A 22,163-nucleotide genomic window follows, 5' to 3' on the forward strand; every position below is an offset into this window, starting at 1 on the left:
TTTTGCGAGGCATTTCAGCCGCCTCTTCTTTTTGACCTGTTGAAATCGCATGATAAAATACCTTCATCAGGATAAGCCCTTCCCCCATCCGCGAGAGGTGAGATGAGCGACGATCCCTATACCATCCTCGGAGTCGCCAAAGACGCCAGCGAGACCGAGATCAAGAAAGCCTATCGGCGCATCGCCAAGGAGTGCCACCCGGACCTGAAACCGGGCGATGCCGAGGCCGAAGCGAAGTTCAAAGCCGCAGCCGCAGCCTATGACCTGCTGAAAGACCCTGAGAAGCGGGCGCAGTATGACAGAGGCGAGATTGACGCCTCGGGTCAGGAACGCCCGCAGCAGCAGTATTACCGCGACTATGCCGAGGCCGCCGGAAACCCCTATCGTGGGCGGCAGGCAGACCCGGACGATATGTCCGACATCTTTGCCGAATTCATGCGCGGACGCGGTGGGTTTGGCGGCCAGCGCACACAGGAATTCCACGCGCCCGGTCACAACCTGAACTACTCGTTGCGGATCAGCTTTCTGGATGCGGTCTTTGGAGCAAGCCAAAAGCTGACCCTGCCCGATGGCGACCGGATCGAGGTCAAAATCCCCGCAGGGATCACCGATGGCCAAACCATCCGCCTGCGGGGCAAAGGCGCGCCGGGCTATGGTGAGGGGCCGCCGGGCGATGCGCTGGTCACCGTGTCCGTCGCGAACCATCCGGTCTTTGACCGGCAGGGTGACGACATCCATATCTCGCTGCCGATCACGATTGATGAGGCTGTGCTGGGCGGCAAGGTCCCGGCCCCAACTATCGATGGCGGGGTCAATGTCAGTGTCCCGGCTGGCACCAGCAGCGGCAAAACCCTGCGTCTGCGGGGCAAAGGGGTCAAGAAACGCGGCTCGTCCGAGCGCGGTGATCAGTTGATCGAACTGACCGTTACCCTGCCCGACACGGTGGACGAAGACCTCAAACAGTTCATGGAGACGTGGCGCGAGACCCACCGCTATGATCCGCGGAAAGGAATGCCGTCATGAGCCTGACCGAAAAGCAACTGATCGAAACAGTCACCCGCCTGACCTCGGACCGGCTGACCGAGTATCTGGCCGCCGAGATCGTGATCCCCGAACAGTCAGACGATGGGCTTGTGTATCAACGGATCGACGTTGCCCGCCTGGAACTGGCCTGCGAGTTGCATGACCAATACGACATGGAGGCCGATGCGCTGTCGATGATGATCTCCCTCATCGACCAAATGCACGGGTTGCGCGCGGAACTGCGAGAGGTGTTGAACGCGGTCGAGGCACAACCGGAACCAGTACGCCAGCAACTGGTCGAGGTCATCGGCACAGCGCGGTTCCGTCGCAGATAACGGGGTTTTGGCGGCGCGGGATTTGGCGTAGAAGGCGCGCTTGATCCAATGCCCGGTAGTCCGATGCCCCAGTCCCGATCCGAATTGCTGATGCCTGCGGGCAATCTGCGCAAGCTGAAACTCGCCATCCTCTATGGGGCCGACGCAGTGTATCTGGGCACACCGGATATGTCGCTGCGCACGAAATCCGAGTTCTCGCTGGAAGAGGTGATCGAAGGGGTCGAGTTCTGCCACAGCCATGGACGGCGCGCCTATCTGACGCTGAACCTGTTCTCGCACAACAAGGACATCCCGAAACTGGACGAGTACATCGACACCGTCCGCAAGGTGAAACCCGATGGCCTGATCATCGCCGACCCCGGTGTGTTCCAATATGTCCGCGAACGGGCACCCGAACTGCCGCTGCATATCTCAACCCAGGCCAATATCTGTTCGTGGCTATCGGTGAAATTCTGGCAGGATCAGGGGGCCGAGCTGGTGGTTCTGGCGCGCGAGGTATCCTATCCCGAACTGGTCGAAATTCGCGAGAAATGCCCTGACATCAAGCTTGAGGCGTTTGTGCACGGGGCTATGTGCATGACCTATTCGGGACGCTGCCTGCTGTCGAATTTCATGGCCGAGCGTGGGGCGAACCAAGGCAACTGTGCCAATTCCTGCCGCTGGAACTATGGCGTGAAGCTGCGCCTCAAGGACGGTACCCATCAGGAACTGCGTATTACCGAAGACAACGCCGACCTGTTCGAATTCCTTCTGGAAGAGGGCTGCCGCCCCGGTGATCTGATGCCCATCGAAGAGGATGATCGCGGCTCTTACATCCTCAATTCCCGCGATCTGTGCATCATGCCCAAGCTGGATGAATATCTGAAGATCGGGGTCGATAGCCTCAAGGTCGAAGGGCGTGGCAAGTCGGAATATTACGCCGCCATCGTCGCGCGGGCCTACCGGATGGCCATTGATGACTATTTCGAAGACCCCGAAAACTGGGACCCCAAGCCTTACATGCGGGAACTCGAAACCGTCGGAAATCGCGGCTATACATTGGCGTTCCACGAAGGGCGATTGACCAATTATGCCCATGATTACGAGCACACCGCCGCCATCGCGCAGTGGGAATATGCCGGGATCGTCACCGAGGTTACCGAGGATGCCTTTCTGGTCGAGGTGAAGAACAAGCTGGAACCGGGCGACGTGCTGGATTTCGTCTCACCCATCTCGCGTAAGACGGTTCTGCTGCGGGTCTACGATTTCGAACGGGCCCAGGACGGTGCGCGGCTGGAGGTGGTGCATGGCAGCACCAAAACCGTGATCCGCCTGCCCTTTACCCTGTTCGATCACGAGGACCCGGATGATCTGCGCGCCCGTTTCCCGGTCTATTCAGTGCTGCGCAAGGAACGCGCGCTGACGGACGAACATTGGAGCCGCATCCGCTTTGACAAGCTGGTACAGGGGCTTGAAACCTCGGGCCGTGACAATCCCAAAGCCTATGCCCGCCGCCGGGATGAGCTGGTCGAGAAGATTGGTGAGGACGGCAACGAACGCCGCTTCAAGACCAACCGCATCGGCACCGAGGGCTGCTGCGGCAAGGGGTGCAACGGTTGCCTGATCTTCTGGCAGGATGAGAAATACGCACTGGCCCGCGACGTACTGTCAAAACGCAAACAAGGCGAACAGCTCAGCCGCAGCGAAGCAACGGCATTGAAACTGCCTGACGCGATCTGAGGATCAGTCGGTGCGATACTCTTCGGCGATGTAATCTTCGGGCACGTAAAAGGTGTAATCCCGGTCCGCCACGGCCTCGTGACAGTCATGGCAATAGGCCACGGCCCCCGCGCGAAACCCCATCGTATCGCCGAACAGCGACCCGTCTGGCATTACCATGATATAGCGCCAATCGGCGGTCACGGGGCTGGTTCCGGCGGCCAGTTTCTCCATCACGAACAGCGCGCCGGGGTGGATGTTGCCTTCGTCCGTCACCGTCATGCTGTCCTTGGCCAGAACCGAACCAGGAGGCAGCACCTCGCCCTCGGCCAAAGTGGCATAGTTATGCGCCATCCGGTTGGCATAGCTGTTCACATAGCGCTGCCCGTGCGTGGCCGAGATATAGGGCGCATCGTTGAACAACGGCCAGTTCTGATAGTTGCGCAGGATATCCAGCTGCGCCGCCGCATAGCCACGCGCCATACGCCGGATCAGCCCGCGATAATGATCCCGCGCCTCATCCTTGGACAATTCAGCCGGATTTTCGATCGCCAGATGCGCCTCTTGATCCGTGGTCTGCGCCAAAGCGCCTGTGGCCAGCGCACAGAATACTGCGCCGACAAGATAGTTTTGTGTTCCAATCATTTTCATGGCCCATCCGATAAACGGTTTCGCCCGAACGCCCCCATCATTCCCTGAAATAAAGGATAGGGCGCTTGAAATAACTTGCTATGAGCCGGATCACAGGCTCACCGTCTTGTGCGTATTGGTGAGCTTCCATCCCCGCCAGTACGGGAACAATCATATCAAATTAGCGCGGAATGTTCACATTAATTCTTAATGTTCAGCCCAAACCGGCCTCGGATTCAATCTGTTTGCGCGATTTCCGGGCACGTTCGGTGGCTGATTTCAACTGACCGCAAGCGGCCATGATGTCCTCGCCCCGCGTCTTGCGGATCGGTGAGGCATAACCCGCCTGATAAATGATGTTCGCAAAAGCCCGGATACGGTTGTTCGAGCTACGCTTATACGGCGCACCGGGCCATTCGTTGAACGGGATCAGGTTGATCTTGGCCGGGATTTTATGGCGCTTGATATGGTCGATCAGACGATGCGCGTCTTCGTCACTGTCATTCACACCGTCCAGCATCACGTATTCAAACGTGATCCGTTCCGAGTTCGACACGTTGGGATAGCTGGCCAGCGCGCCCAGCAATTCCTCGATGTTCCAGCGCTTATTGATCGGAACCAGCACGTCTCGGGTCTCATCCGTAGTGGCATGGAACGAGATCGCCAGCAGACAGCCGATTTCCTCAGCCGTGCGCGCAATTTCGGGTACCACGCCAGATGTCGACAGGGTGATCCGGCGGCGCGACAGAGAAATCCCCTCGGGGTCCATCGCGATCTTCATCGCATCGCGGACGTTTTCGAAATTATAGAGCGGCTCGCCCATGCCCATCAGCACGATGTTCGACAGCAGGCGGGTTTCATCCTTGGGCGCGCCGGGTACGGGCCATTCCTCAAGGTCATCTCGGGCCATCATCACCTGCCCGACGATTTCCGCGGCCGTCAGGTTGCGCACCAGTTTTTGCGTGCCGGTGTGGCAGAAGGAACAGGTCAGCGTGCAGCCCACCTGAGACGAGATACACAGCGTGCCGCGATCCTCTTCAGGGATATAAACCACCTCGACTTCATGCCCGCCAGCGATACGGCACAGGTACTTGCGGGTGCCGTCCTCGGACACCTGACGGGTCACCACCTCGGGGATTTCGAGCACGAAATTCTCTGCCAACTGCGCGCGGTAGGCTTTGGCCAGGTTGGTCATCTCGGCAAAGTCGCGCACGCCCCACTGATAGATCCACTGCCATATCTGCCCGGTGCGCATCTTCGCCTGTTTCTCGGGCGTACCATGTTCGATCAGCACTGCGCGCAGCTGGTCGCGGGTCAGACCGACAAGGTTCACCTTCCCCTCAGCCAATTTGCGCGGGATGGTCATGACGTCTTGAGTGATCGGCGCTTTGGGCGACATGGGGCTATCTCGAGTGGATTCTGGCTTGGGATGCGCCTCTATATAGGACTGCGACGAAAGATCAAAAGGAATCGTCAGAGTCAGGTGCCATATCGCAGCAATTCATCCACCCGGGCGCGGCCCAGATCGATGCGACAGGCCGTGATGCCGATACCCGTGCCTGATCCTCCGCCGAACATGGCCCCGACTGCATCGCAATGGGCATCCCGATAGGCGAGCCATGCGGCTTGCGATGCTTCGATGGCGGGCAATGCCACGGGCCGGCCCGTCGCATCATCCAATTGCGTGGCCGCTTGCACCGCAAAGCCATATGCCACGTCCAAAGCTGCATTTACGCGGTTTTCCATATCCGCAACGCAAGCCCCAATTTCCACCTGAGATCCAGCATCCGGGCATTCCAGTGTGGGATCGGCGAAACCGATGGCGGGACAAAGGCAAAGCAAGGCGGCATAGCGCATCTGGAACCTCCTATGGATAACCCGTTCAGGTTACCACAGGAAACAGCCACCGCGTCAGGAAAACCGGATCAGTTGGTGCAGCGTTTCTCGGCGTCTTCAATGGCTGCGGTAAAGCCCAGCAGCGAGAACGTATCCTTCGTCTGGGTGCCGCGTTCCGAACGCGCGGTTAGAACCGCCTCGGTGCCGCGCTTCATGGCGGTGACGATCTTGGCATCATCAGCGGCGGTAGCGGGCCAGGCCCATTCGCCATCGGTGAACAGCTCAAACTCGCTGCCGTCGACCACCAGATTGACGGTCGAGCCCCCGGCAAACGGATAACCGCCGGTGAACGTCACCTGGCCTTTGACCTCGGCATTGGGGCGATAGAACACGAACAGCAAAATATCACTGCGTCGGACCGAAACCACACGACCGCCACGCGTATTCACGGTTTCCTTGGGGGCCGAGACGCTCCAGCATTCGGTCGGGTCTTCCTCGACGAAGACGCTCCAGTCGGTCTTGGCCGCGACGCGGTTGGTGCTGGTCGCCTGCTGAGCGGTTGCAGTTGTGGCTATCCCCGCCACGCACAGGCCCGCGATCACGCGGACGAGCTTTGATCCCATCTGTCCAGCCTCCTAGCCCGACCAATACCTCATACCCATCGGAACCGCCTGCGAACTCTGCCGGTTCGTCTGTAAGTTGCGTCTTCCGATGATTGTCGACATACACACACTAACGCAGGTTTCGCCACAGGCGAAAGGGCGATTGGCAGATTTTTGCGCATCCCGCAGGAGGTGGACATGACACAACCCGTAGCAATGACCGAACTGTGGCGCGGGCCGCTACTGGAAAGCCTGCATCTGGGCCATGCGGTGATCTGCGATGACACCGGGCAGATCGTGCGCAGTTGGGGTGATCCGAATGCGGTGATCTATCCGCGATCCTCAGCCAAGATGATACAGGCGCTACCGCTGATCACCTCGGGCGCTGCCGCGAAATACGGCCTGACATCTGAACATCTGGCGCTGGCCTGCGCCTCGCATAGCGGCGCGCATATCCACACCGACCGCGTGTCTGCTTGGCTGGATCACCTTGATCTGGCCGAGCCCGACCTGCGGTGCGGCCCGCAGGAGCCTCAGGACATGGCGGCCCGCGACGGGCTGATTCTGGCCGATGACACGCCCTGCCAGATTCACAACAACTGTTCCGGCAAACATTGCGGTTTTCTGACCGTGGCGCAGCATATGGGCGCGGGGCCGGAATACCTTGAGATCGACCACCCGGTTCAGCAGGCCTGTCTGTCGGCGTTAGAGGACACCACAGGCGAGACCAGCCCGTGTTACGGCATCGACGGGTGTTCCGCGCCGAACTTTGCCACCTCGTTGGTGGGGTTGGCGCGGTCGATGGCGTGGTTCGCCTCGGCCGCTGACCGCTCGGACCGGGCCAGCGATGCAGCGCAGCAGCTAACAGCGGCGATGATGCAGCACCCCGAACTGGTCGCGGGCGAAACCCGCGCCTGTACCGAGTTGATGCGCGCCATGGATGGCCGCGCCGCGATCAAAACCGGGGCCGAGGCCGTTTTCGTTGCGATCATCCCGGAAAAACGCATGGGCGTCGCGCTCAAGATCACCGATGGCACCACTCGCGCCAGCGAATGCGCCATCGCCGCCATTCTGGTCAGCCTTGGGGTGCTTGAGGCCGATCACCCGGCCACGCGCAAGTTCCTGAATGCCACGCAATTCAGCCGTCGCGGGCTGGAATGTGGCGTGATCAAGCCTGCACCGGGTTTCCCCGGTTAAGGCTCACATCTCGATCTCATGCACCTCGGCCACTTCGACCGAGCCTGATCCGTTCACGACCATCGGGCAGCCCTTGGCCATCTCGGTTGCAGCATCGATGCTGTCGGCCTTGATGACCGTAAAGCCCGAGGCCGGGTTCGCGCCGCCATTGTCGACCACACCGGTGCTGCTGACCGTATAGGACTGGCCCACCGGATTGCCGGGGATGTCCAGCGCCGCGCCCATGCCGCCAAACCATGCGCCCCAGGCGGCCATGGTCGCCTCGATGTCGGCGGGGTCGGTGGGGGTGTGGCCCCCGTGATAAACAAACAAATATTGGGGCATAACGCTCCTCCCTGTTGAAAATCTATTTTGCCAGCGCTTCGAGCTTGCGCAGCGAAGACGTCCAGCCCTGATTGTGGTTTGTCGCCGCCTCGGCATCCGCCAACTCGCGGTGATCCAGCGTCAGGCGCGATCCGGACTCTGTGGCGACCACCGAGAAGGTCACATGGCTTTCGGCCCCGCGCTTGTCCTGATCGTCATGCCAGCCCCATGTGAACCCCACCGAATGCGGCGGATCGACATGGGTTACATGGCCCGAAACCTTGAATTTCTGGCCTTCACCGTTCTTCATCACCGAATACCACGGGCCCGTGCGCGAGAAATCCAGATCATGTTCTGGCACATGCAGCCCTTCAGGCCCCCACCATTGCAACAGTTTTGCCCCATCGCTGATCCATGCAAAAAGCACCTCGGGGGTGACGGGGAAATCCCGTTCGAGTTTCAGGTCGGCCATGAATTTTCCCTTTCGATAATCTCGCTCAGACGGTCGAGGCTGTTTTCCCAGAATTGCCGTTTCGAAATGGTCCATTCGGCAATCGCGCGCAGCCCCTCGGGCCGGATCGAATAGATCCGCTGCGTACCTTTCACGCGCTGTTGCACCAACCCGGCCTCGCGCAGCACTTTCAGATGGCGCGAGATCGCGGCACCGGACATGCCCCGCCCTTCGATCAGGTCACCGGCAGGCAGCTCTCCGTGCTCCATCAATTGCTCGACGATCGAGAATCGTGTGGCGTCGGACAAGGCAGAAAAACTAGTCAGAAGCGTGTTCATGACCATTATTTAACAGAAATGTTAAATTAAAGAAAGCCCGTTAGCTATCGACGAATTCAGAACGGGCATATCCCTGTACATACAGCAGTGCGGTCAGGTCTCCGTGGTTGACCCGCACATCGCATTCCGCCGCGACCGAGGGTTTGGCATGTAGCGCAACCCCCGTCCCCGCACGGCCCAGCATCCCAAGATCATTGGCCCCGTCGCCGACGGCGATCACGTCCGCCTCAGCGATGCCTAAACGTGTGGAAATCTGCTCCAGCGCTTCGATTTTGGCCTGCCGTCCCAGAATGGGGCGCTGCACGTCGCCAGTCAGCTTGCCATTTTCGACCAGCAACGTATTGGCCCGGTTCTCGTCAAAGCCCAACCGTTCAGCCACGCGCGCGGTGAACGCAGTGAACCCGCCCGAAACCAGCGCCGCATAGGCCCCATTTGCGCGCATCGTCGCCAGCAAGGCCTTGCCGCCGGGCATCAGCGTGATCCGGTCGTTCAGAACTTTGCCAATCACGCTTTCATCAAGCCCTTTCAGCAAACCAACCCGTTCGGTCAGCGCGCCTTCGAAATCCAGCTCGCCATTCATCGCGCGGGCGGTGATGTCCTTGACCCGGTCGCCGACACCGGCTTCATCGGCCAGTTCGTCGATGCATTCCTGCTGGATCATCGTGCTGTCCATGTCGGCCAGCAGCATCTTCTTGCGGCGCCCTTCGGCGGGCTGCGCGATCAGGTCCACGCCCATCTGCTGCAGATCGGCCCAGACCTCCCACAGGTTGCCGGGCATCTCGGACAGCGTGAACTCTGCCGCCTCATCGGGGCTGAGCCAGGCTCCATCGCCCCCGCCCCACGCGTTGCGCAGCGAGTCGACCAGTGCCTGATCCAATGTCGGCGCGGTCGGGTTGGTCAGCAGGGTGGCAACGTACATCTTCGATCTCCGGCAAGCTCACCTGCGGGATATCGCAGGTGCAGCATTTTCGCCAGAGACAGTTTGATCTAGCCCAGAATACCCGGCAGCCGCAGCCCGTGTTCGCGGGCGCAATCCTTCGCGATCTGGTACCCCGCATCCGCGTGCCGCCAAACGCCTGACGCCGGATCGTTCCAGAGCACCCGTTCCAACCGCCGCGCGGCATCCTCGGTCCCGTCGGCGCAGATCACCACGCCCGCGTGTTGGCTAAAGCCCATGCCGACGCCTCCGCCATGGTGCAGCGACACCCATGTCGCGCCGCTCGCGGTATTGATCAGCGCATTCAGCAGGGGCCAGTCGGACACGGCATCGGAACCATCCAGCATCGCCTCGGTCTCGCGGTTGGGGCTGGCGACCGAGCCGGAATCCAGATGATCGCGTCCGATCACAACCGGCGCTTTCAACTCGCCATTTGCGACCATCTCGTTGAACGCCAACCCGGCGCGGTGGCGGTCCCCCAGCCCGATCCAGCAGATCCGCGCAGGCAGGCCCTGAAAGGCAATCCGGTCCTGCGCCATATCCAGCCACCGATGCAGGTGCTCGTTCTCGGGGAACAGCTCTTTCATCTTGGCGTCGGTCTTGTAGATGTCCTCGGGGTCGCCAGACAGGGCGCACCAGCGGAACGGGCCGATCCCCTTACAGAATAGCGGGCGGATATAGGCGGGCACAAAACCGGGGAAGGCAAAGGCGTTCTCAAGCCCTTCATCCTGCGCCACCTGACGGATGTTGTTGCCATAATCCAGCGTCGGAACGCCCGCATTCCAGAAATCGACCATCGCGGCGACGTGTTGTTTCATCGAGGCGCGGGCGGCCTTTTCTACCGCTTTAGGCTCTGTTTCGCGTTTCTCGCGCCATTGCGCCATGGTCCAGCCCAGTGGCAGATAACCGTTAATCGGGTCATGGGCGCTGGTCTGGTCGGTGACGATATCAGGGCGCATGCCGCCCTCGGCCATGCGGCGGTAAATCTCGGGGAAGATGTCCGCCGCATTGCCCAGCAGACCGACGGATTTCGCCTCACCCGCCTTGGTCCAGCGGTCGATCATCTCAAGCGCTTCATCCAGCGTTTCGGCCTTTTCGTCGAGATACTTGGTGCGCAAACGGAAATCGATCGAGTCCGGATTGCATTCCACCGCCAGACAGCAAGCCCCGGCAAAAACAGCAGCCAAGGGTTGCGCGCCGCCCATGCCGCCCAGACCGCCGGTCAGAATCCACTTGCCGGTCAGGTCGCCGTCATAGTGCTGACGCCCGGCCTCGGCAAAGGTCTCATAGGTGCCCTGCACGATGCCCTGCGTACCAATGTAAATCCACGAGCCCGCGGTCATCTGGCCGTACATCATCAGGCCCTTGCGGTCCAATTCGTTGAAATGATCCCAAGTCGCCCAATGGGGCACGATGTTCGAATTCGCAATCAATACCCGCGGCGCATCCTTGTGCGTGCGGATGATCGCAATCGGTTTGCCGGACTGGACGATCAGCGTTTCGTCCTCTTCCAAATCCTTCAAACCCGCGACGATACGGTCGAAATCATCCCATGTGCGCGCGGCACGCCCGATACCGCCGTACACAACCAACTCATGAGGGTTCTCGGCCACATCGGGGTGCAGGTTGTTCATCAGCATCCGCAGCGGCGCCTCGGTCACCCAGCTTTTGGCGTTCAGTTCGGTGCCGGTCGGTGGAAAGATGTCGCGGGTGTTCTTGCGGGGATCGGTCATGAGGTCAACTCCAATGCGGTGTCTTGGATCGCGTCCAGAATGTCGTGCAGCCAGCGGCGCAGGCGCGCGGCTTTGTCGGTGTCATAGGCCCACGGCGCGGTCTCCGCGCTTAGATAGGTGGATTGGGCCAGTTCCATCTGAATGGCGTGCAGCCCTTCGGACGGGCGACCATAGTGGCGGGTCGTCCAGCCGCCCCGGAAGCGACCGTTCAGCACCGTGCTAAACGGCGAGGACGCGGAGAATTCGTGGGTAATAGTCTCGATTTCCGGCGCGCAGGTCGCGCCCCCATCAGTACCGATGTTCAGATCGGGCAGCGTGCCATCGAACAGGAACGGGATGCGGCTGCGGATCGAGTGGCAGTCGAACAAAACCGCAATCCCGTGCTTGGCGCGAACCCGTTGCAACTCCTGCTCCAGCGCGGCGTGATAGGGCGCGTGATAGGTTTGGCGGCGGGTCTCGATTTCGTCGACCGAGGGGTCCTGCCCCTCAACCCAAATCGGTTGCCCGTCGAAATCGGTCAGCGGTACCAGCGTGGTGGTGTTCTGTCCGGGGTACAGGGATACTCCCGCCGGGTCACGATTGCAGTCGATCACATAGCGGTGGATATGCGACTGCACCACGGTTGCACCGCCCAGAAGACCGCCATAGAGCCTGTTTATGTGCCAATCCGTGTCCGCCAGCGCCCGACCGTTCCGGTTCAGGCGGGCGGCGATTTCATCAGGCACGATGGTGCCGCCATGGGGCTGACCCAGAACAATCGGCCCGTCGCCTTGGGAAACGCTGAACACCTGCATCAGACCAACCCGGGCAGCGGCAGGTCTACTGCATCCAATAGGGCCGCATCAGCCACTAAGGCCCGGGCAGTTTCCAGATCGGGGGCCAGATAGCGATCCTCGGCCAGCGCGGGCACATCCGCACGCAGCCGCGCGATCACGCGGGCCAGCGGGGCGCTGGTCGACAGCGGCGCGCGGAACTCGATGCCTTGCGCGGCGCAGAGCAGTTCGATCCCCAGAATATAGTTCAGGTTCTCGACCATCCGCGTCAGCCGCCGCGCGCCGTGGGCAGCCATCGAAACGTGATCCTCCTGATTGGCCGAGGTCGGCGTGCTGTCGGTGGCGCAGGGGTTGGCCAGATGCTTGTTCTCGCTCATCAGCGCGGCGGTCGTCACCTCGGCGATCATCAGGCCCGAGTTCAACCCCGGTTCGGGCGTCAGGAAAGGTGGCAGATCGAAGCTGAGCGTCGGGTCGACCATCAGGGCGATCCGTCGTTGCGCAATGGCACCGATCTCGGACAGCGCCAGCGCGATCATGTCGGCGGCAAAGCCCACCGGCTCGGCATGGAAATTGCCGCCCGAGACGATGATATCGGCCTCAGTCAGCACCAGAGGGTTGTCTGTGGCGGCATTCGCCTCAACCTCGAGCGTCGCGGCGGCCTGCCGGATGATATCCATCGCCGCGCCCGTCACCTGCGGCTGGCAGCGGATGCAATAGGGGTCCTGTACGCGGGTATCGCCGTCTCGGTGGCTTTCGCGGATCTCGGACCCGTCCAGCGTGGCGCGCATGGCGGCGGCGGCCTCGATCTGGCCGCGATGACCGCGCAGGGTGTGAATTTCAGGTTGCAACGGTGCGGTCGAGCCCATGATCGCGTCAGTCGAAGCGGCAGAGATGACCAGTGCATTCTGTGCCGCGCGCCATCCCTCGAACAGCCCCGCCAGAGCGTAGGCGGTGGAGAACTGGGTGCCGTTGATAAAGGCTAGCCCTTCTTTGGGGCCCAACTGAATCGGCTCTAATCGGGCACTTTTCAGCGCTTCGGCCCCCGGTAGGATCGTGCCGTTTACCTCGGCCTCGCCCTCACCAATCACCACCGCCGTCATATGTGCCAGCGGGGCCAGATCGCCGGACGCGCCGACAGAACCCTGGGCTGGGATCACCGGCGTCACACCACGCGCCAGCATCTGTTGCAGCAGATCGACCAACTCCCACCGAACGCCCGACGCACCGCGCCCGAACGAGAGCAGCTTGAGCGACATCATCAGCAGCGCCAGTCGCCGGGGGACCGCAGGGCCAACGCCGCAGCAATGGCTGAGGATCAGGTTGCGTTGCAGGGTCGAGGTATCTTCAGCCGCGATCTTGTGGCTGGCCAGCTTGCCGAAGCCGGTATTGACGCCGTAGACCGCCTCGGACCCCTCGGCGGCGCTTGCGATACGGGCGGCGGCAGCGTCGATCCCGGCGCGGCAGCCATCGTCCAGCGTGATCGGGGCCTCGGACCAGTAAATCTCGGCCAGTTGCGCCAATGAGACCTGACCGGGTGTAAGCGACAAAGGCGTCATGCCTGACCTCCGAAGATACGTGTGTGCAAGGGGTTGAACCCGATGCGATAAGACAATTCAGCCGGGTGGGTCACATCCCACACGGCCAGATCGGCGCGCAGACCGGCTGCGATCTGACCGGTATCGGTCAGGCCCAGCGCCTGTGCGGCGTTGCGGGTAACGCCCGCCAGCGCCTCTTGCGGGGTCAGGCGGAACAGGGTGCAGCCCATGTTCATCGTCAGCAGCAGCGAGGTCAGCGGCGACGAGCCCGGATTGCAGTCAGTCGCAAGCGCCATGGGCACGTTGTGCTGCCGCAGGGCGTCGACCGGCGGGGCTTGCGTCTCGTGCAGCGTATAGAACGCGCCCGGCAGCAGGGTGGCGACGGTGCCCGCCTCGGCCATGGCCGCAACCCCCTCGGCGTCCAGATATTCGATATGGTCGGCGGACAACGCGCCATAAGACGCGGCCAGTTTTGCGCCACCCAGATTAGACAATTGCTCGGCATGCAGTTTGACCGGCAGGCCCAACTCGGCGGCCACGTCGAACACGCGGGCGATCTGGGTCGGGTCAAACGCAATGCCTTCGCAGAAGCCATCCACCGCATCGACCAGACCCTCGGCATGGGCCGCGCGCAGGGTCGGGATGCAGACCGTGTCAATATAGGCATCTGCGCGGTCGGCATACTCGGGCGGACTCGCGTGAGCGCCCAGAAAGCTGGTCCGGACCCGCACGGGCCGGTCCTGCGCAATCCGGCGCGCAGCGCGCAGCATCCGCAGCTCGGTCTCAGTGTCCAGCCCATAGCCGGACTTGACCTCGATGCAGCTGACACCCTCGGCGATCAGAGTGTCAACGCGCGGCAGGGCATCGGCCAGCAAGGCGTCTTCGGACGCGGCGCGGGTCGCGGTGACGGTGGACAGGATGCCCCCACCGGCGCGGGCGATCTCTTCGTAGGTGGCGCCGTTCAGACGCATCTCGAACTCGACAGCGCGGTTACCGCCAAAGACCAGATGGGTATGTGCGTCAATCAGCGCGGGGGTGATCAGTCGGTCGCCGTAATTCTGCTGCGGCCACCCGGCATATTCAACGGGCAGCTCGGCCAGCGGCCCGACCCAGCGGATCTGCGACCCGTCGACGGCAATCGCGGCCTGTTCGATCAGACCATAGCCCGCGCGCCCGGTCATGGTGGCAACCCGCGCACAGCACAGAACGGATTTTTTCGTCATGGCGATTCTTTTGGGCTCCCCTTGGCTTTGGATTTTTCGTATACGTATAAAAAATTAAAGTCTACACAAAATGGAAATGCGATGACGATCCACGCCAAAACCGCCTTGTTGGGCTCTGACTGGGTGATAAACCTGAGAGTCGAGGTCGATCAGGGGCGGATCACGGGGCTGCATACCGGGGCTCAACCGCACCCTGATGACGTGCGTGTCGACGTGCTGCTGCCTGCGCTGGCGAACCTGCACAGCCATGCGTTTCAGCGCGCCATGGCCGGCATGACCGAGGTCCGCGCCGCCGGACGCGAAAGCTTCTGGACCTGGCGCAACCTGATGTATCGCTTTCTGGATCGCCTGACGCCCGAGCACATGCAGGCCATCGCCGCGCTGGTCTATATGGAGATGCAGGAGGCCGGGTATGCCTCGGTCGGAGAGTTCCACTATGTCCACCACCAGCCCGGCGGTGCCCCCTATGCGCGCCTGTCCGAGCTGAGCCAGCGCATCTTTGCAGCGGCCGAACAGACGGGAATCGGCCTGACCCATCTGCCGGTGCTCTATACCTATGGCGGCGTCGCGCAAGAGCCGCTGGCGGGTGGGCAACAGCGGTTCGGCAACGATGTCGACCGGTTTCTGGACCTGATCGCTGACAGCCGGGGGGCGCTGCCACATGCGGACTCGGTTCAGGGCATCGCGCCACATTCGCTGCGGGCAACCTCGCCCGATGACTTGCGGCGGGTGCTCCAGCAGGTCTCGCAAGGCCCCGTGCATATCCACATCGCCGAACAGACCAAAGAGATCGTCGATGTGCAGGCCGCCCTTGGTCAGACCCCGGTGGCATGGCTGCTGGACAATGCGGATGTGAATGACCGTTGGTGCCTGATCCACGCGACCCACATGACCGATGCCGAGACCATTGCGCTGGCCCGCTCGGGCGCGGTGGCCGGTCTGTGTCCGATTACCGAGGCCAATCTGGGCGACGGTATCTTCAACGGCGTGCCTTATGTGAAGCACGGTGGGGCCTTCGGGGTCGGGTCAGATTCGAATGTGCGGATTTCGCTGCCCGAAGAACTGCGGATGCTGGAATACTCCCAACGTCTGCGCGACCGGGCGCGGACCGTTCTGGTGCAGGGCGAAGGCTCGGTCGGGCATGCGCTCTATACCGGCGCGGCGCTTGGCGGGGCGCAGGCGCTGGGGCGCGACGGCGGAGAGATCGCGGTCGGCAAGCTGGCCGATCTGGTGGCGTTGGACCCAGGGCACGCCACGCTCTGCGCGCTGCGCGACGATCAGTTGCTGGACGGGCTGTGCTTTGCCGCGCCAGACGGGCTGGTGACAGACCTGTGGTCAGCGGGGCGGCATATGGTGCAGGGCGGACGGCACGTGGCGCGGGATGCGATCCTGCCCGCCTATCGCGCCGCGCTGGACGACCTGCTGGCTGACGCCTGAGATACCTGATGTTAGAGACGATATGACCCAGCCCAGCGATACCACCAGCTACAAGGACATCAAGCAGACGGTGCTTCATCGCATCCGCTCGGGCCAGTGGCGGCCCGACACGCTGTTGCCCAATGAACAGGAGCTTGCGGTCGAGTTCTCGTGCACCCGCACCACCGTCAACCGCGCCCTGCGGGAACTGGCGGATGAGGGGTTCCTGGAACGCCGCCGCAAGGCCGGCACCCGCGTGCTGAGCGCGCCCCAACGGCAGGCGCGGTTCACCATCCCTCTGGTCCGGGACGAGGTCGAGGCGGCGGGCGGCACCTATCGCTATGCGCTGGTCTCGGCCGAAACCAAGCCCGCCCCGGACTGGCTGCGCGCCCGGCTGGCGCTAAAGATCGGGCAGGATGTGATGCAGGTGCGCTGTATGCATTACTCGGGGAATACGCCGTTTCAGTATGAAGACCGCTGGGTCGTGATCGACAGCGTACCCGAGATCACGCAGGCCGATTTCTCAACGACCGGCCCGAATGACTGGCTCGTGCAGACGGTGCCCTTTACCAATGTGGAACTGACCTTTCTGGCCAGCCGCGCCGATGCCTCGGTCGCCGGATTTCTGGACGTCCCCGAAGGTGAGCCCATTTTCACCGCCGAGCGGATCACCTGGTTGCAGGGTCAGCCGGTGACGCTGGCCAAGCTGTATTTCGCGGCAGGCTACCGGATGACAACACAGATCTAACCACAGCGCGGTTTTGCGCATTGGGGGCTTTACCCCTCGCGATTTCCCCGACAGGGTCAGGGCAAACGGGTCTGTGAAAAGGGGAAAGATGGGCAACCTGCTATATGATCGTCTGTTCGGCATTCATGCAGGCAAAGAAACGCCGTTTCTGCACCTGCCCGACGGCCAGACCCTGACCCATGCCGCGTTTCTGGACATGGCCTCTCGATTGGCCAACACGCTGACGGGGTTCGAGCTTGAGCCCGGCGACCGGGTCGCCGTTCAGGTGGAAAAATCACCCGAGGCGCTGGCGCTCTATGCTGCTTGCGTGCAAGCGGGGTTGATCTTTCTGCCGCTGAACACGGCCTACAAGACCGCCGAACTGGCCTATTTCATCGAGAACAGCGGCGCATCCGTCGTGGTCTGCGATGCGGCGCAGCAGGACGGGCTGCAGCCCATCGCGCAGGCGCAGGGCGCGCGGCTTGAGACGCTGAACGCCGATGGTTCGGGCAGTCTGATGCGCCGCGCGCTGGGAATGCTGCCCGCGTTTGAGCCGGTGCGGCGCAGCTCCGACGATCTGGCCGCGTTCCTTTACACCTCGGGCACCACGGGGCGGTCCAAGGGCGCGATGCTGTCGCAGGGCAACCTGCTGTCCAATGCCGAAACGCTGGTGCAGGAATGGCGGTTCACCGATACAGACGTGCTGCTGCACGCGCTGCCAATCTTTCACACGCACGGGCTGTTTGTGGCCACCAATGTGGTGCTGGCCTCGGGCGGATCGATGATCTTTCTGCCGAAGTTCGACACAGACGAGATGCTACGCCTGATGCCGCAGGCCACGTCGATGATGGGTGTTCCGACCTTCTACACCCGCCTGTTGGACGACGACAGGCTGACGCGCGACCTGACCGGGCACATGCGGCTGTTCATCTCGGGCTCTGCCCCATTGCTGGCCGACACCCATGCGCAGTTCGAAGCCCGCACCGGCCAGCGCATCCTCGAACGCTACGGCATGACCGAGACCAACATGAACACGTCGAACCCCTATGACGGCGACCGACGGGCAGGCACGGTTGGCCCACCCTTGCCGGATGTCGAGCTGAAGATCACCGATCCTGAAACCGGCGCGCCGCTGCCCAACGGCGAGACCGGCATGATCGAGGTACGCGGCCCCAACGTGTTTCAGGGCTATTGGGAAATGCCCGAAAAAACCGCCGCCGAACTGCGCGAGGACGGGTTCTTTATCACCGGCGATCTGGGGCGGGTCGATGCGGATGGCTATGTTCACATCGTCGGGCGCAGCAAAGACCTGATCATTTCGGGCGGCTACAACATATATCCCAAGGAAATCGAGCTGCTGCTGGACGACCAGCCCGGCGTGCTGGAAAGCGCCGTGATCGGTGTGCCGCACCCGGATTTCGGAGAGACCCCTGTGGGTCTACTGGTGCCCGAGCCCGGCCAGACGCCGGATACGGACGCGATCATGGCGGCGGTCCAGGCCGATCTGGCGCGGTTCAAACATCCCCGGCACCTGATCGTGCTGGACGCCTTACCGCGCAACACCATGGGCAAGGTACAGAAAAATATCCTGCGAGACCGGTACAAGGACCTGTTTACGCCGGATTAGGCTCTAATGGTACCCGCCCCGCCTCGGTCAGCTGCCAGCAGCTGCGCCCTTCGAACACGGCCACGCCTGCCGCGCGGCCATAACCCGCGCCGCTGTCCAGATTGACGTGATTGCCGAAATGCGTCACGCGATCGACCGGGGTATGACCGTGCACGATCAGCTTGGGGTGCGCGCCGCTATGAGCATTGAAGGCCTGCCTGATCCAGACCAGATCATTCTCGTGCTGTTCGTTTAGCGGCACGCCGGGTCGGATCCCGGCATGGGCAAAGGCCAGATCGGGCGTCTGGTGCAGATTGGTCAGATCGCGCAGAAACGCCAGATGCGACGGAGGAACCGCCGCGCGCGCCGCCGCGTGGACGTCCTCAAGCCGGACTTGCGGACCAACCTCGACGCCATAGCTCAGCAACGTCTCAACTCCGCCCAGCCGCTCGTGCAGCCAGTGGTAGCCCACCAACAGATGCGGATCGTGACGCGGCGTGTTCTCCATGAACCAGGCAAACATCCGGTCGTGATTACCCCTGAGTGTCACCCATGGCCGGCCCGCATCGCGCCCGGCAATCAGCGCGTCCAGCACGCCGCGGCTGTCGGGCCCACGATCCACATAATCGCCCAGAAACACGATCTGCGCATCAGCACCGCCATCGCGCCCGATCAGAGACAGGGCGCGATCCAGCTCGGCCGGGTGTCCGTGTATGTCTCCGACCGCGTAGATAGGTGTATTCATCGGACCCTCCGCAACATTGCCCCTGTTCTGACGTAAAATCCCGTGCCGCGAAAGACACGACCCGCGCCGGTGCCAGCGCGGGTCGTGATTTGTTTCACAAAGGCGACAGCCCGGATCAGGCCACGTCGAACTCGAGCGGTTTGATCTGGGTGAACAGCCCGGTCTCGGCCAGCTTGGCCCGCGCCTCGGCCGGAACCGGCTCGTCGACATAAAGCAACGCAATCGCCTCGCCGCCCGCTTCGGACCGGCCAAGGGTAAAGTTGGCGATGTTGACGTTGTTCGCCCCCATCGTCGCGCCCAGCGCACCGATGATGCCCGGCACATCTTCGTTGGTGGTGTAGAGCATGTGCGCGCCCACCTCGGCATCAATGTTGATCCCTTTGATCTGGATGAATCGCGGCTTGCCATCGGTGAACACGGTGCCCGCAATCGAACGCTCGCGTTTGTCCGTCACCACCGTCACCTTGACATAACCGTCAAAAACGCCGGACTTGTCCTGATTGGTGGTCGAGATCTTCACACCCCGTTCCTTGGCCACCACCGGGGCCGAGACCATGTTCACCTCGGGGTTGACCTTTTTCATGATGCCCGCAACGACCGAGCAATTCAGCGCCGCAAGATTCATATCCGCTGCAACACCGTCATAGAGGATGTTGATCGCCTTGATCGGCTCGTCCGTCATCTGGCCGATAAAGCTGCCCAGATGGCCCGCCAGCTTGATCCATGGACCCATGACCTTGGCTTCCTCGGCGGTCACGCTGGGCATGTTCAACGCATTTTCCACCGCGCCCGTCAGCAGATAGTTCGAGATCTGCTCGGCAACCTGCAGTGCCACGTTCTCCTGCGCCTCGGTCGTGGCCGCGCCCAGATGCGGCGTGCAGACCACATTTGGCAGGTTGAACAGAGGGTTGTCCTTAGCCGGTTCAACACTGAACACATCGAAGGCGGCACCGGCCACGTGACCCGATTGCAGCATCTCGGCCAGAGCCTCTTCATCGACCAGACCACCACGGGCGCAGTTGACGATGCGCACGCCTTTCTTGGTCTTGGCGAGGTTCTCACGGCTCAGGATGTTGCGGGTTTGATCGGTCAGTGGCACGTGCAGAGTGATGAAATCGGCGCGCGCCAGCAGCTCGTCCAGCTCGACCTTCTCGACACCCATCTTGGCGGCTTTCTCTTCGCCCAGAAACGGATCATAGGCGACGACCTTCATCTTCAGGCCAAGCGCGCGTTCGCAAACGATGCCGCCGATATTGCCCGCACCGACCACGCCAAGGGTCTTGTTGGTCAGCTCGATGCCCATGAACTTGGACTTTTCCCATTTGCCCGCATGGGTCGAGGCACTGGCCTCGGGGATTTGCCGCGCCACGGCGAACATCATCGCAATGGCGTGCTCGGCGGTGGTGATCATGTTGCCATAGGGCGTGTTCATCACGATCACACCCTTCTTCGAGGCCGCATCCTTATCGACATTGTCAGTGCCGATCCCGGCGCGACCGATCACTTTCAGATTGTCAGCCTTTTCCAGCAGGGTAGGCGTGACTTTGGTGGCCGAGCGGATGGCAAGGCCGTCATACTGCCCGATCACTTCGGCCAGTTTTTCCTTGTCCTTGCCCAGATCGGGCATGAAATCCACGTCAATGCCGCGATCGCGGAAGATCTGCACGGCGGTTTCGCTAAGCTTGTCAGATACGAGTACTTTGGGGGCCATACCTCTGGTCCTTGAATATTTGGGAGATGTCCGGGCCACAGACGGGCCCAGATTTTTCGTCGAAAAATCTTGTCAGGCAGCTGCCGTTTGCGCAGCGATCTCGGCCTCGAAGGCCCATGCGAGCCAGGGTAGCATCGCTTCGATGTCCGAAGTCTCGACCGTGCCGCCGCACCAAATCCGCAGACCTGCAGGCGCGTCGCGATATGCACCGATATCCAGCGCGATATTCTCGGCCTCCAGCCGTTTCGCAACGGCTTTGGCAAATGTCGCACCATCCCGAATGCGTGCATCGGTGAATTTCAGGCACACCGATGTGTTCGACCGCGTCGCCGCATCCTCGGCCAGATTGGCGATCCAGTCATTCTGCGCACAGAACCCATGAACCGCACCGGCATTGGCATCCGCGCGGGCAATCAGGCCCTGCAGCCCACCAACCGAGCGCGCCCAGTCCAGCGCAAACAAGTAATCCTCAACCACTAGCATCGAGGGCGTGTTGATCGTGGCACCGGTAAAGATGCCATCGATCAGTTTGCCACCTTTGGTCAGGCGGAAAATCTTGGGCAGAGGCCATGTGGGTGTATAGCTTTCCAGCCGTTCAACTGCGCGGGGGCTCAGGATCAGCATCCCATGGGCCGCCTCTCCACCCAGCACTTTCTGCCAGCTGAAGGTCGTCACATCCAGCTTGTCCCACGGCAGGTCCATCGCAAAGGCGGCGCTCGTCGCGTCGCAGATCGTCAGACCCTGTCGGTCATCCGCGATCCAGTCGCCATTAGGCACCCGCACGCCCGAGGTCGTGCCGTTCCACGTGAACACCACGTCATTGGCGAAATCGACCGAGGCAAGATCCACGATCTGTCCATAGTCAGCAGTCTTCACCTCGGCGTCGATTTTCAGTTGTTTGACCACATCGGTCACCCAGCCGGCACCAAAGCTCTCCCAGGCCAGCATCTCAACCTTGCGCGCGCCTAGCAACGACCACAAGGCCATCTCAACCGCGCCCGTGTCCGAGGCCGGCACGATGCCGATTTTGTAATCTGCCGGAATGCCCAGCACCTCACGCGTGCCTTCGATGGCCGCTTTCAGCTTGTCCTTGCCGACGGCGGCGCGGTGCGAACGACCCAGCGCAGCATCGGCCAGTTTGGACAGCTCAAATGTGGGGGGTTTGGCACAAGGGCCCGAGGAAAAACGCGGATTCGCCGGCCGCGTCGCCGGTTGTTGAGTGCTCATCTGTATTACCCTTCCAGATACACGCCCCTCGTTGGGGAGGGGTGTCCCACGGACAGGGGTATGGGGCGTTTCTTCAGGCGGCAAGCAAAAAAGACCCTTGGCCGCCAAAAAACGACA

The 22,163-nt window shown here is 61.8% G+C and carries 22 protein-coding genes; 7 read left to right on the plus strand and 15 right to left on the minus strand.

The window, feature by feature from the left end; genetic code table 11:
* The first annotated feature begins 102 nt into the window (after positions 1-102).
* The 3 genes from ACR0J1_RS06545 (at position 103) to ACR0J1_RS06555 (ending at position 3,077) form a co-directional block, all read left to right on the plus strand.
* Positions 103-1,023, plus strand: coding sequence for a DnaJ C-terminal domain-containing protein (locus ACR0J1_RS06545; RefSeq protein ID WP_480731570.1), 921 nt, complete (start codon positions 103-105; stop codon positions 1,021-1,023).
* On the plus strand, positions 1,020-1,358 hold the full coding sequence (locus ACR0J1_RS06550) for a hypothetical protein (RefSeq protein WP_480731571.1): 339 nt from the start codon (positions 1,020-1,022) through the stop codon (positions 1,356-1,358). Before ACR0J1_RS06545 ends, ACR0J1_RS06550 begins: the two co-directional genes overlap by 4 nt.
* 63 nt (positions 1,359-1,421) lie before the next feature.
* Positions 1,422-3,077 (plus strand): U32 family peptidase, encoded by a 1,656-nt coding sequence (locus ACR0J1_RS06555; RefSeq protein WP_480731573.1) that lies wholly within the window; start codon positions 1,422-1,424, stop codon positions 3,075-3,077.
* Between the two features lie 3 nt (positions 3,078-3,080).
* Here ACR0J1_RS06555 and ACR0J1_RS06560 read toward each other — a convergent pair whose 3' ends face one another.
* The 4 genes from ACR0J1_RS06560 to ACR0J1_RS06575 form a co-directional block, all read right to left on the minus strand.
* A complete protein-coding gene (locus tag ACR0J1_RS06560; protein WP_480731575.1) occupies positions 3,081-3,701 on the minus strand; it encodes a cytochrome P460 family protein in 621 nt (206 codons plus the stop codon).
* A 199-nt stretch (positions 3,702-3,900) separates the two neighbouring features.
* On the minus strand, positions 3,901-5,085 hold the full coding sequence (rlmN, locus tag ACR0J1_RS06565) for a dual-specificity RNA methyltransferase RlmN (protein ID WP_480731577.1): 1,185 nt from the start codon (positions 5,083-5,085) through the stop codon (positions 3,901-3,903).
* A gap of 80 nt (positions 5,086-5,165) precedes the next feature.
* Positions 5,166-5,543 (minus strand): lysozyme inhibitor LprI family protein, encoded by a 378-nt coding sequence (locus ACR0J1_RS06570; protein ID WP_480731579.1) that lies wholly within the window; start codon positions 5,541-5,543, stop codon positions 5,166-5,168.
* A 68-nt stretch (positions 5,544-5,611) separates the two neighbouring features.
* Entirely contained in the window at positions 5,612-6,145 is a 534-nt protein-coding gene (locus ACR0J1_RS06575; protein ID WP_480731581.1) for an invasion associated locus B family protein, read from the minus strand.
* 177 nt (positions 6,146-6,322) lie between these two features.
* Between ACR0J1_RS06575 and ACR0J1_RS06580 the strand changes: the two genes are divergently transcribed.
* Complete coding sequence (locus ACR0J1_RS06580) at positions 6,323-7,321, plus strand: asparaginase (protein ID WP_480731583.1); 999 nt, start codon at positions 6,323-6,325, stop codon at positions 7,319-7,321.
* A gap of 3 nt (positions 7,322-7,324) precedes the next feature.
* On the opposite strand, the gene ACR0J1_RS06585 is transcribed toward ACR0J1_RS06580, so the two are convergent.
* The 8 genes from ACR0J1_RS06585 to hutI form a co-directional block, all read right to left on the minus strand.
* The gene (locus ACR0J1_RS06585) at positions 7,325-7,645 is read right to left on the minus strand and encodes a YciI family protein (protein WP_480731584.1); all 321 of its coding nucleotides are present in this window, start codon (positions 7,643-7,645) and stop codon (positions 7,325-7,327) included.
* A gap of 22 nt (positions 7,646-7,667) precedes the next feature.
* Complete coding sequence (locus ACR0J1_RS06590; protein ID WP_480731586.1) at positions 7,668-8,096, minus strand: SRPBCC family protein; 429 nt, start codon at positions 8,094-8,096, stop codon at positions 7,668-7,670.
* Positions 8,084-8,413, minus strand: a complete 330-nt coding sequence (locus tag ACR0J1_RS06595; RefSeq protein ID WP_480530438.1) for an ArsR/SmtB family transcription factor — start codon at positions 8,411-8,413, stop codon at positions 8,084-8,086. The genes ACR0J1_RS06590 and ACR0J1_RS06595 overlap by 13 nt, the downstream gene beginning before the upstream one ends.
* Positions 8,414-8,453: 40 nt before the next feature.
* Positions 8,454-9,332: a phosphoserine phosphatase SerB gene (gene serB, locus ACR0J1_RS06600; protein ID WP_480731587.1), complete on the minus strand. Its 879-nt coding sequence runs from the start codon at positions 9,330-9,332 to the stop codon at positions 8,454-8,456.
* Positions 9,333-9,400: 68 nt separating this feature from the next.
* On the minus strand, positions 9,401-11,083 hold the full coding sequence (gene hutU, locus ACR0J1_RS06605; RefSeq protein ID WP_480731589.1) for a urocanate hydratase: 1,683 nt from the start codon (positions 11,081-11,083) through the stop codon (positions 9,401-9,403).
* Entirely contained in the window at positions 11,080-11,877 is a 798-nt protein-coding gene (gene hutG, locus ACR0J1_RS06610) for an N-formylglutamate deformylase (protein ID WP_480731591.1), read from the minus strand. Before hutG ends, hutU begins: the two co-directional genes overlap by 4 nt.
* Complete coding sequence (hutH, locus tag ACR0J1_RS06615; RefSeq protein ID WP_480731593.1) at positions 11,877-13,412, minus strand: histidine ammonia-lyase; 1,536 nt, start codon at positions 13,410-13,412, stop codon at positions 11,877-11,879. The genes hutG and hutH overlap by 1 nt, the downstream gene beginning before the upstream one ends.
* Positions 13,409-14,614 (minus strand): imidazolonepropionase, encoded by a 1,206-nt coding sequence (hutI, locus tag ACR0J1_RS06620; protein WP_480731594.1) that lies wholly within the window; start codon positions 14,612-14,614, stop codon positions 13,409-13,411. The genes hutH and hutI overlap by 4 nt, the downstream gene beginning before the upstream one ends.
* 81 nt (positions 14,615-14,695) lie before the next feature.
* Here hutI and ACR0J1_RS06625 point away from each other — a divergent pair, with 81 nt between their 5' ends.
* The 3 genes from ACR0J1_RS06625 to ACR0J1_RS06635 all read left to right on the plus strand — a co-directional run bounded on the left by ACR0J1_RS06625 (position 14,696) and on the right by ACR0J1_RS06635 (position 18,384).
* Positions 14,696-16,051, plus strand: a complete 1,356-nt coding sequence (locus ACR0J1_RS06625; protein WP_480731596.1) for a formimidoylglutamate deiminase — start codon at positions 14,696-14,698, stop codon at positions 16,049-16,051.
* Positions 16,052-16,073: 22 nt separating this feature from the next.
* Entirely contained in the window at positions 16,074-16,778 is a 705-nt protein-coding gene (locus ACR0J1_RS06630; RefSeq protein ID WP_480731598.1) for a UTRA domain-containing protein, read from the plus strand.
* Between the two features lie 88 nt (positions 16,779-16,866).
* Positions 16,867-18,384: a malonate--CoA ligase gene (locus ACR0J1_RS06635; protein ID WP_480731599.1), complete on the plus strand. Its 1,518-nt coding sequence runs from the start codon at positions 16,867-16,869 to the stop codon at positions 18,382-18,384.
* On the opposite strand, the gene ACR0J1_RS06640 is transcribed toward ACR0J1_RS06635, so the two are convergent.
* The 3 genes from ACR0J1_RS06640 to ACR0J1_RS06650 all read right to left on the minus strand — a co-directional run bounded on the left by ACR0J1_RS06640 (position 18,371) and on the right by ACR0J1_RS06650 (position 22,046).
* Entirely contained in the window at positions 18,371-19,108 is a 738-nt protein-coding gene (locus ACR0J1_RS06640) for a metallophosphoesterase family protein (protein WP_480731601.1), read from the minus strand. The two genes, ACR0J1_RS06635 and ACR0J1_RS06640, sit on opposite strands and share 14 nt — an antisense overlap.
* A 115-nt stretch (positions 19,109-19,223) precedes the next feature.
* A complete protein-coding gene (gene serA / locus ACR0J1_RS06645; protein WP_480731602.1) occupies positions 19,224-20,819 on the minus strand; it encodes a phosphoglycerate dehydrogenase in 1,596 nt (531 codons plus the stop codon).
* Between the two features lie 72 nt (positions 20,820-20,891).
* Positions 20,892-22,046 (minus strand): phosphoserine transaminase, encoded by a 1,155-nt coding sequence (locus ACR0J1_RS06650; RefSeq protein WP_480731604.1) that lies wholly within the window; start codon positions 22,044-22,046, stop codon positions 20,892-20,894.
* Positions 22,047-22,163: the final 117 nt, after the last annotated feature.

The organism is Ruegeria sp. CJ3, from assembly GCF_056536725.1.

Bases quoted from the DNA above. Each gene is read 5' to 3' on its own strand.
- ACR0J1_RS06545 (WP_480731570.1), top strand. From the start codon at position 103: ATGAGCGACGATCCCTATACCATCCTCGGAGTCGCCAAAGACGCCAGC.
- ACR0J1_RS06550 (WP_480731571.1), top strand. From the start codon at position 1,020: ATGAGCCTGACCGAAAAGCAACTGATCGAAACAGTCACCCGCCTGACC.
- ACR0J1_RS06555 (WP_480731573.1), top strand. From the start codon at position 1,422: ATGCCCCAGTCCCGATCCGAATTGCTGATGCCTGCGGGCAATCTGCGC.
- ACR0J1_RS06560 (WP_480731575.1), bottom strand. From the start codon at position 3,701: ATGATTGGAACACAAAACTATCTTGTCGGCGCAGTATTCTGTGCGCTG.
- rlmN (WP_480731577.1), bottom strand. From the start codon at position 5,085: ATGTCGCCCAAAGCGCCGATCACTCAAGACGTCATGACCATCCCGCGC.
- ACR0J1_RS06570 (WP_480731579.1), bottom strand. From the start codon at position 5,543: ATGCGCTATGCCGCCTTGCTTTGCCTTTGTCCCGCCATCGGTTTCGCC.
- ACR0J1_RS06575 (WP_480731581.1), bottom strand. From the start codon at position 6,145: ATGGGATCAAAGCTCGTCCGCGTGATCGCGGGCCTGTGCGTGGCGGGG.
- ACR0J1_RS06580 (WP_480731583.1), top strand. From the start codon at position 6,323: ATGACACAACCCGTAGCAATGACCGAACTGTGGCGCGGGCCGCTACTG.
- ACR0J1_RS06585 (WP_480731584.1), bottom strand. From the start codon at position 7,645: ATGCCCCAATATTTGTTTGTTTATCACGGGGGCCACACCCCCACCGAC.
- ACR0J1_RS06590 (WP_480731586.1), bottom strand. From the start codon at position 8,096: ATGGCCGACCTGAAACTCGAACGGGATTTCCCCGTCACCCCCGAGGTG.
- ACR0J1_RS06595 (WP_480530438.1), bottom strand. From the start codon at position 8,413: ATGAACACGCTTCTGACTAGTTTTTCTGCCTTGTCCGACGCCACACGA.
- serB (WP_480731587.1), bottom strand. From the start codon at position 9,332: ATGTACGTTGCCACCCTGCTGACCAACCCGACCGCGCCGACATTGGAT.
- hutU (WP_480731589.1), bottom strand. From the start codon at position 11,083: ATGACCGATCCCCGCAAGAACACCCGCGACATCTTTCCACCGACCGGC.
- hutG (WP_480731591.1), bottom strand. From the start codon at position 11,877: ATGCAGGTGTTCAGCGTTTCCCAAGGCGACGGGCCGATTGTTCTGGGT.
- hutH (WP_480731593.1), bottom strand. From the start codon at position 13,412: ATGACGCCTTTGTCGCTTACACCCGGTCAGGTCTCATTGGCGCAACTG.
- hutI (WP_480731594.1), bottom strand. From the start codon at position 14,614: ATGACGAAAAAATCCGTTCTGTGCTGTGCGCGGGTTGCCACCATGACC.
- ACR0J1_RS06625 (WP_480731596.1), top strand. From the start codon at position 14,696: ATGACGATCCACGCCAAAACCGCCTTGTTGGGCTCTGACTGGGTGATA.
- ACR0J1_RS06630 (WP_480731598.1), top strand. From the start codon at position 16,074: ATGACCCAGCCCAGCGATACCACCAGCTACAAGGACATCAAGCAGACG.
- ACR0J1_RS06635 (WP_480731599.1), top strand. From the start codon at position 16,867: ATGGGCAACCTGCTATATGATCGTCTGTTCGGCATTCATGCAGGCAAA.
- ACR0J1_RS06640 (WP_480731601.1), bottom strand. From the start codon at position 19,108: ATGAATACACCTATCTACGCGGTCGGAGACATACACGGACACCCGGCC.
- serA (WP_480731602.1), bottom strand. From the start codon at position 20,819: ATGGCCCCCAAAGTACTCGTATCTGACAAGCTTAGCGAAACCGCCGTG.
- ACR0J1_RS06650 (WP_480731604.1), bottom strand. From the start codon at position 22,046: ATGAGCACTCAACAACCGGCGACGCGGCCGGCGAATCCGCGTTTTTCC.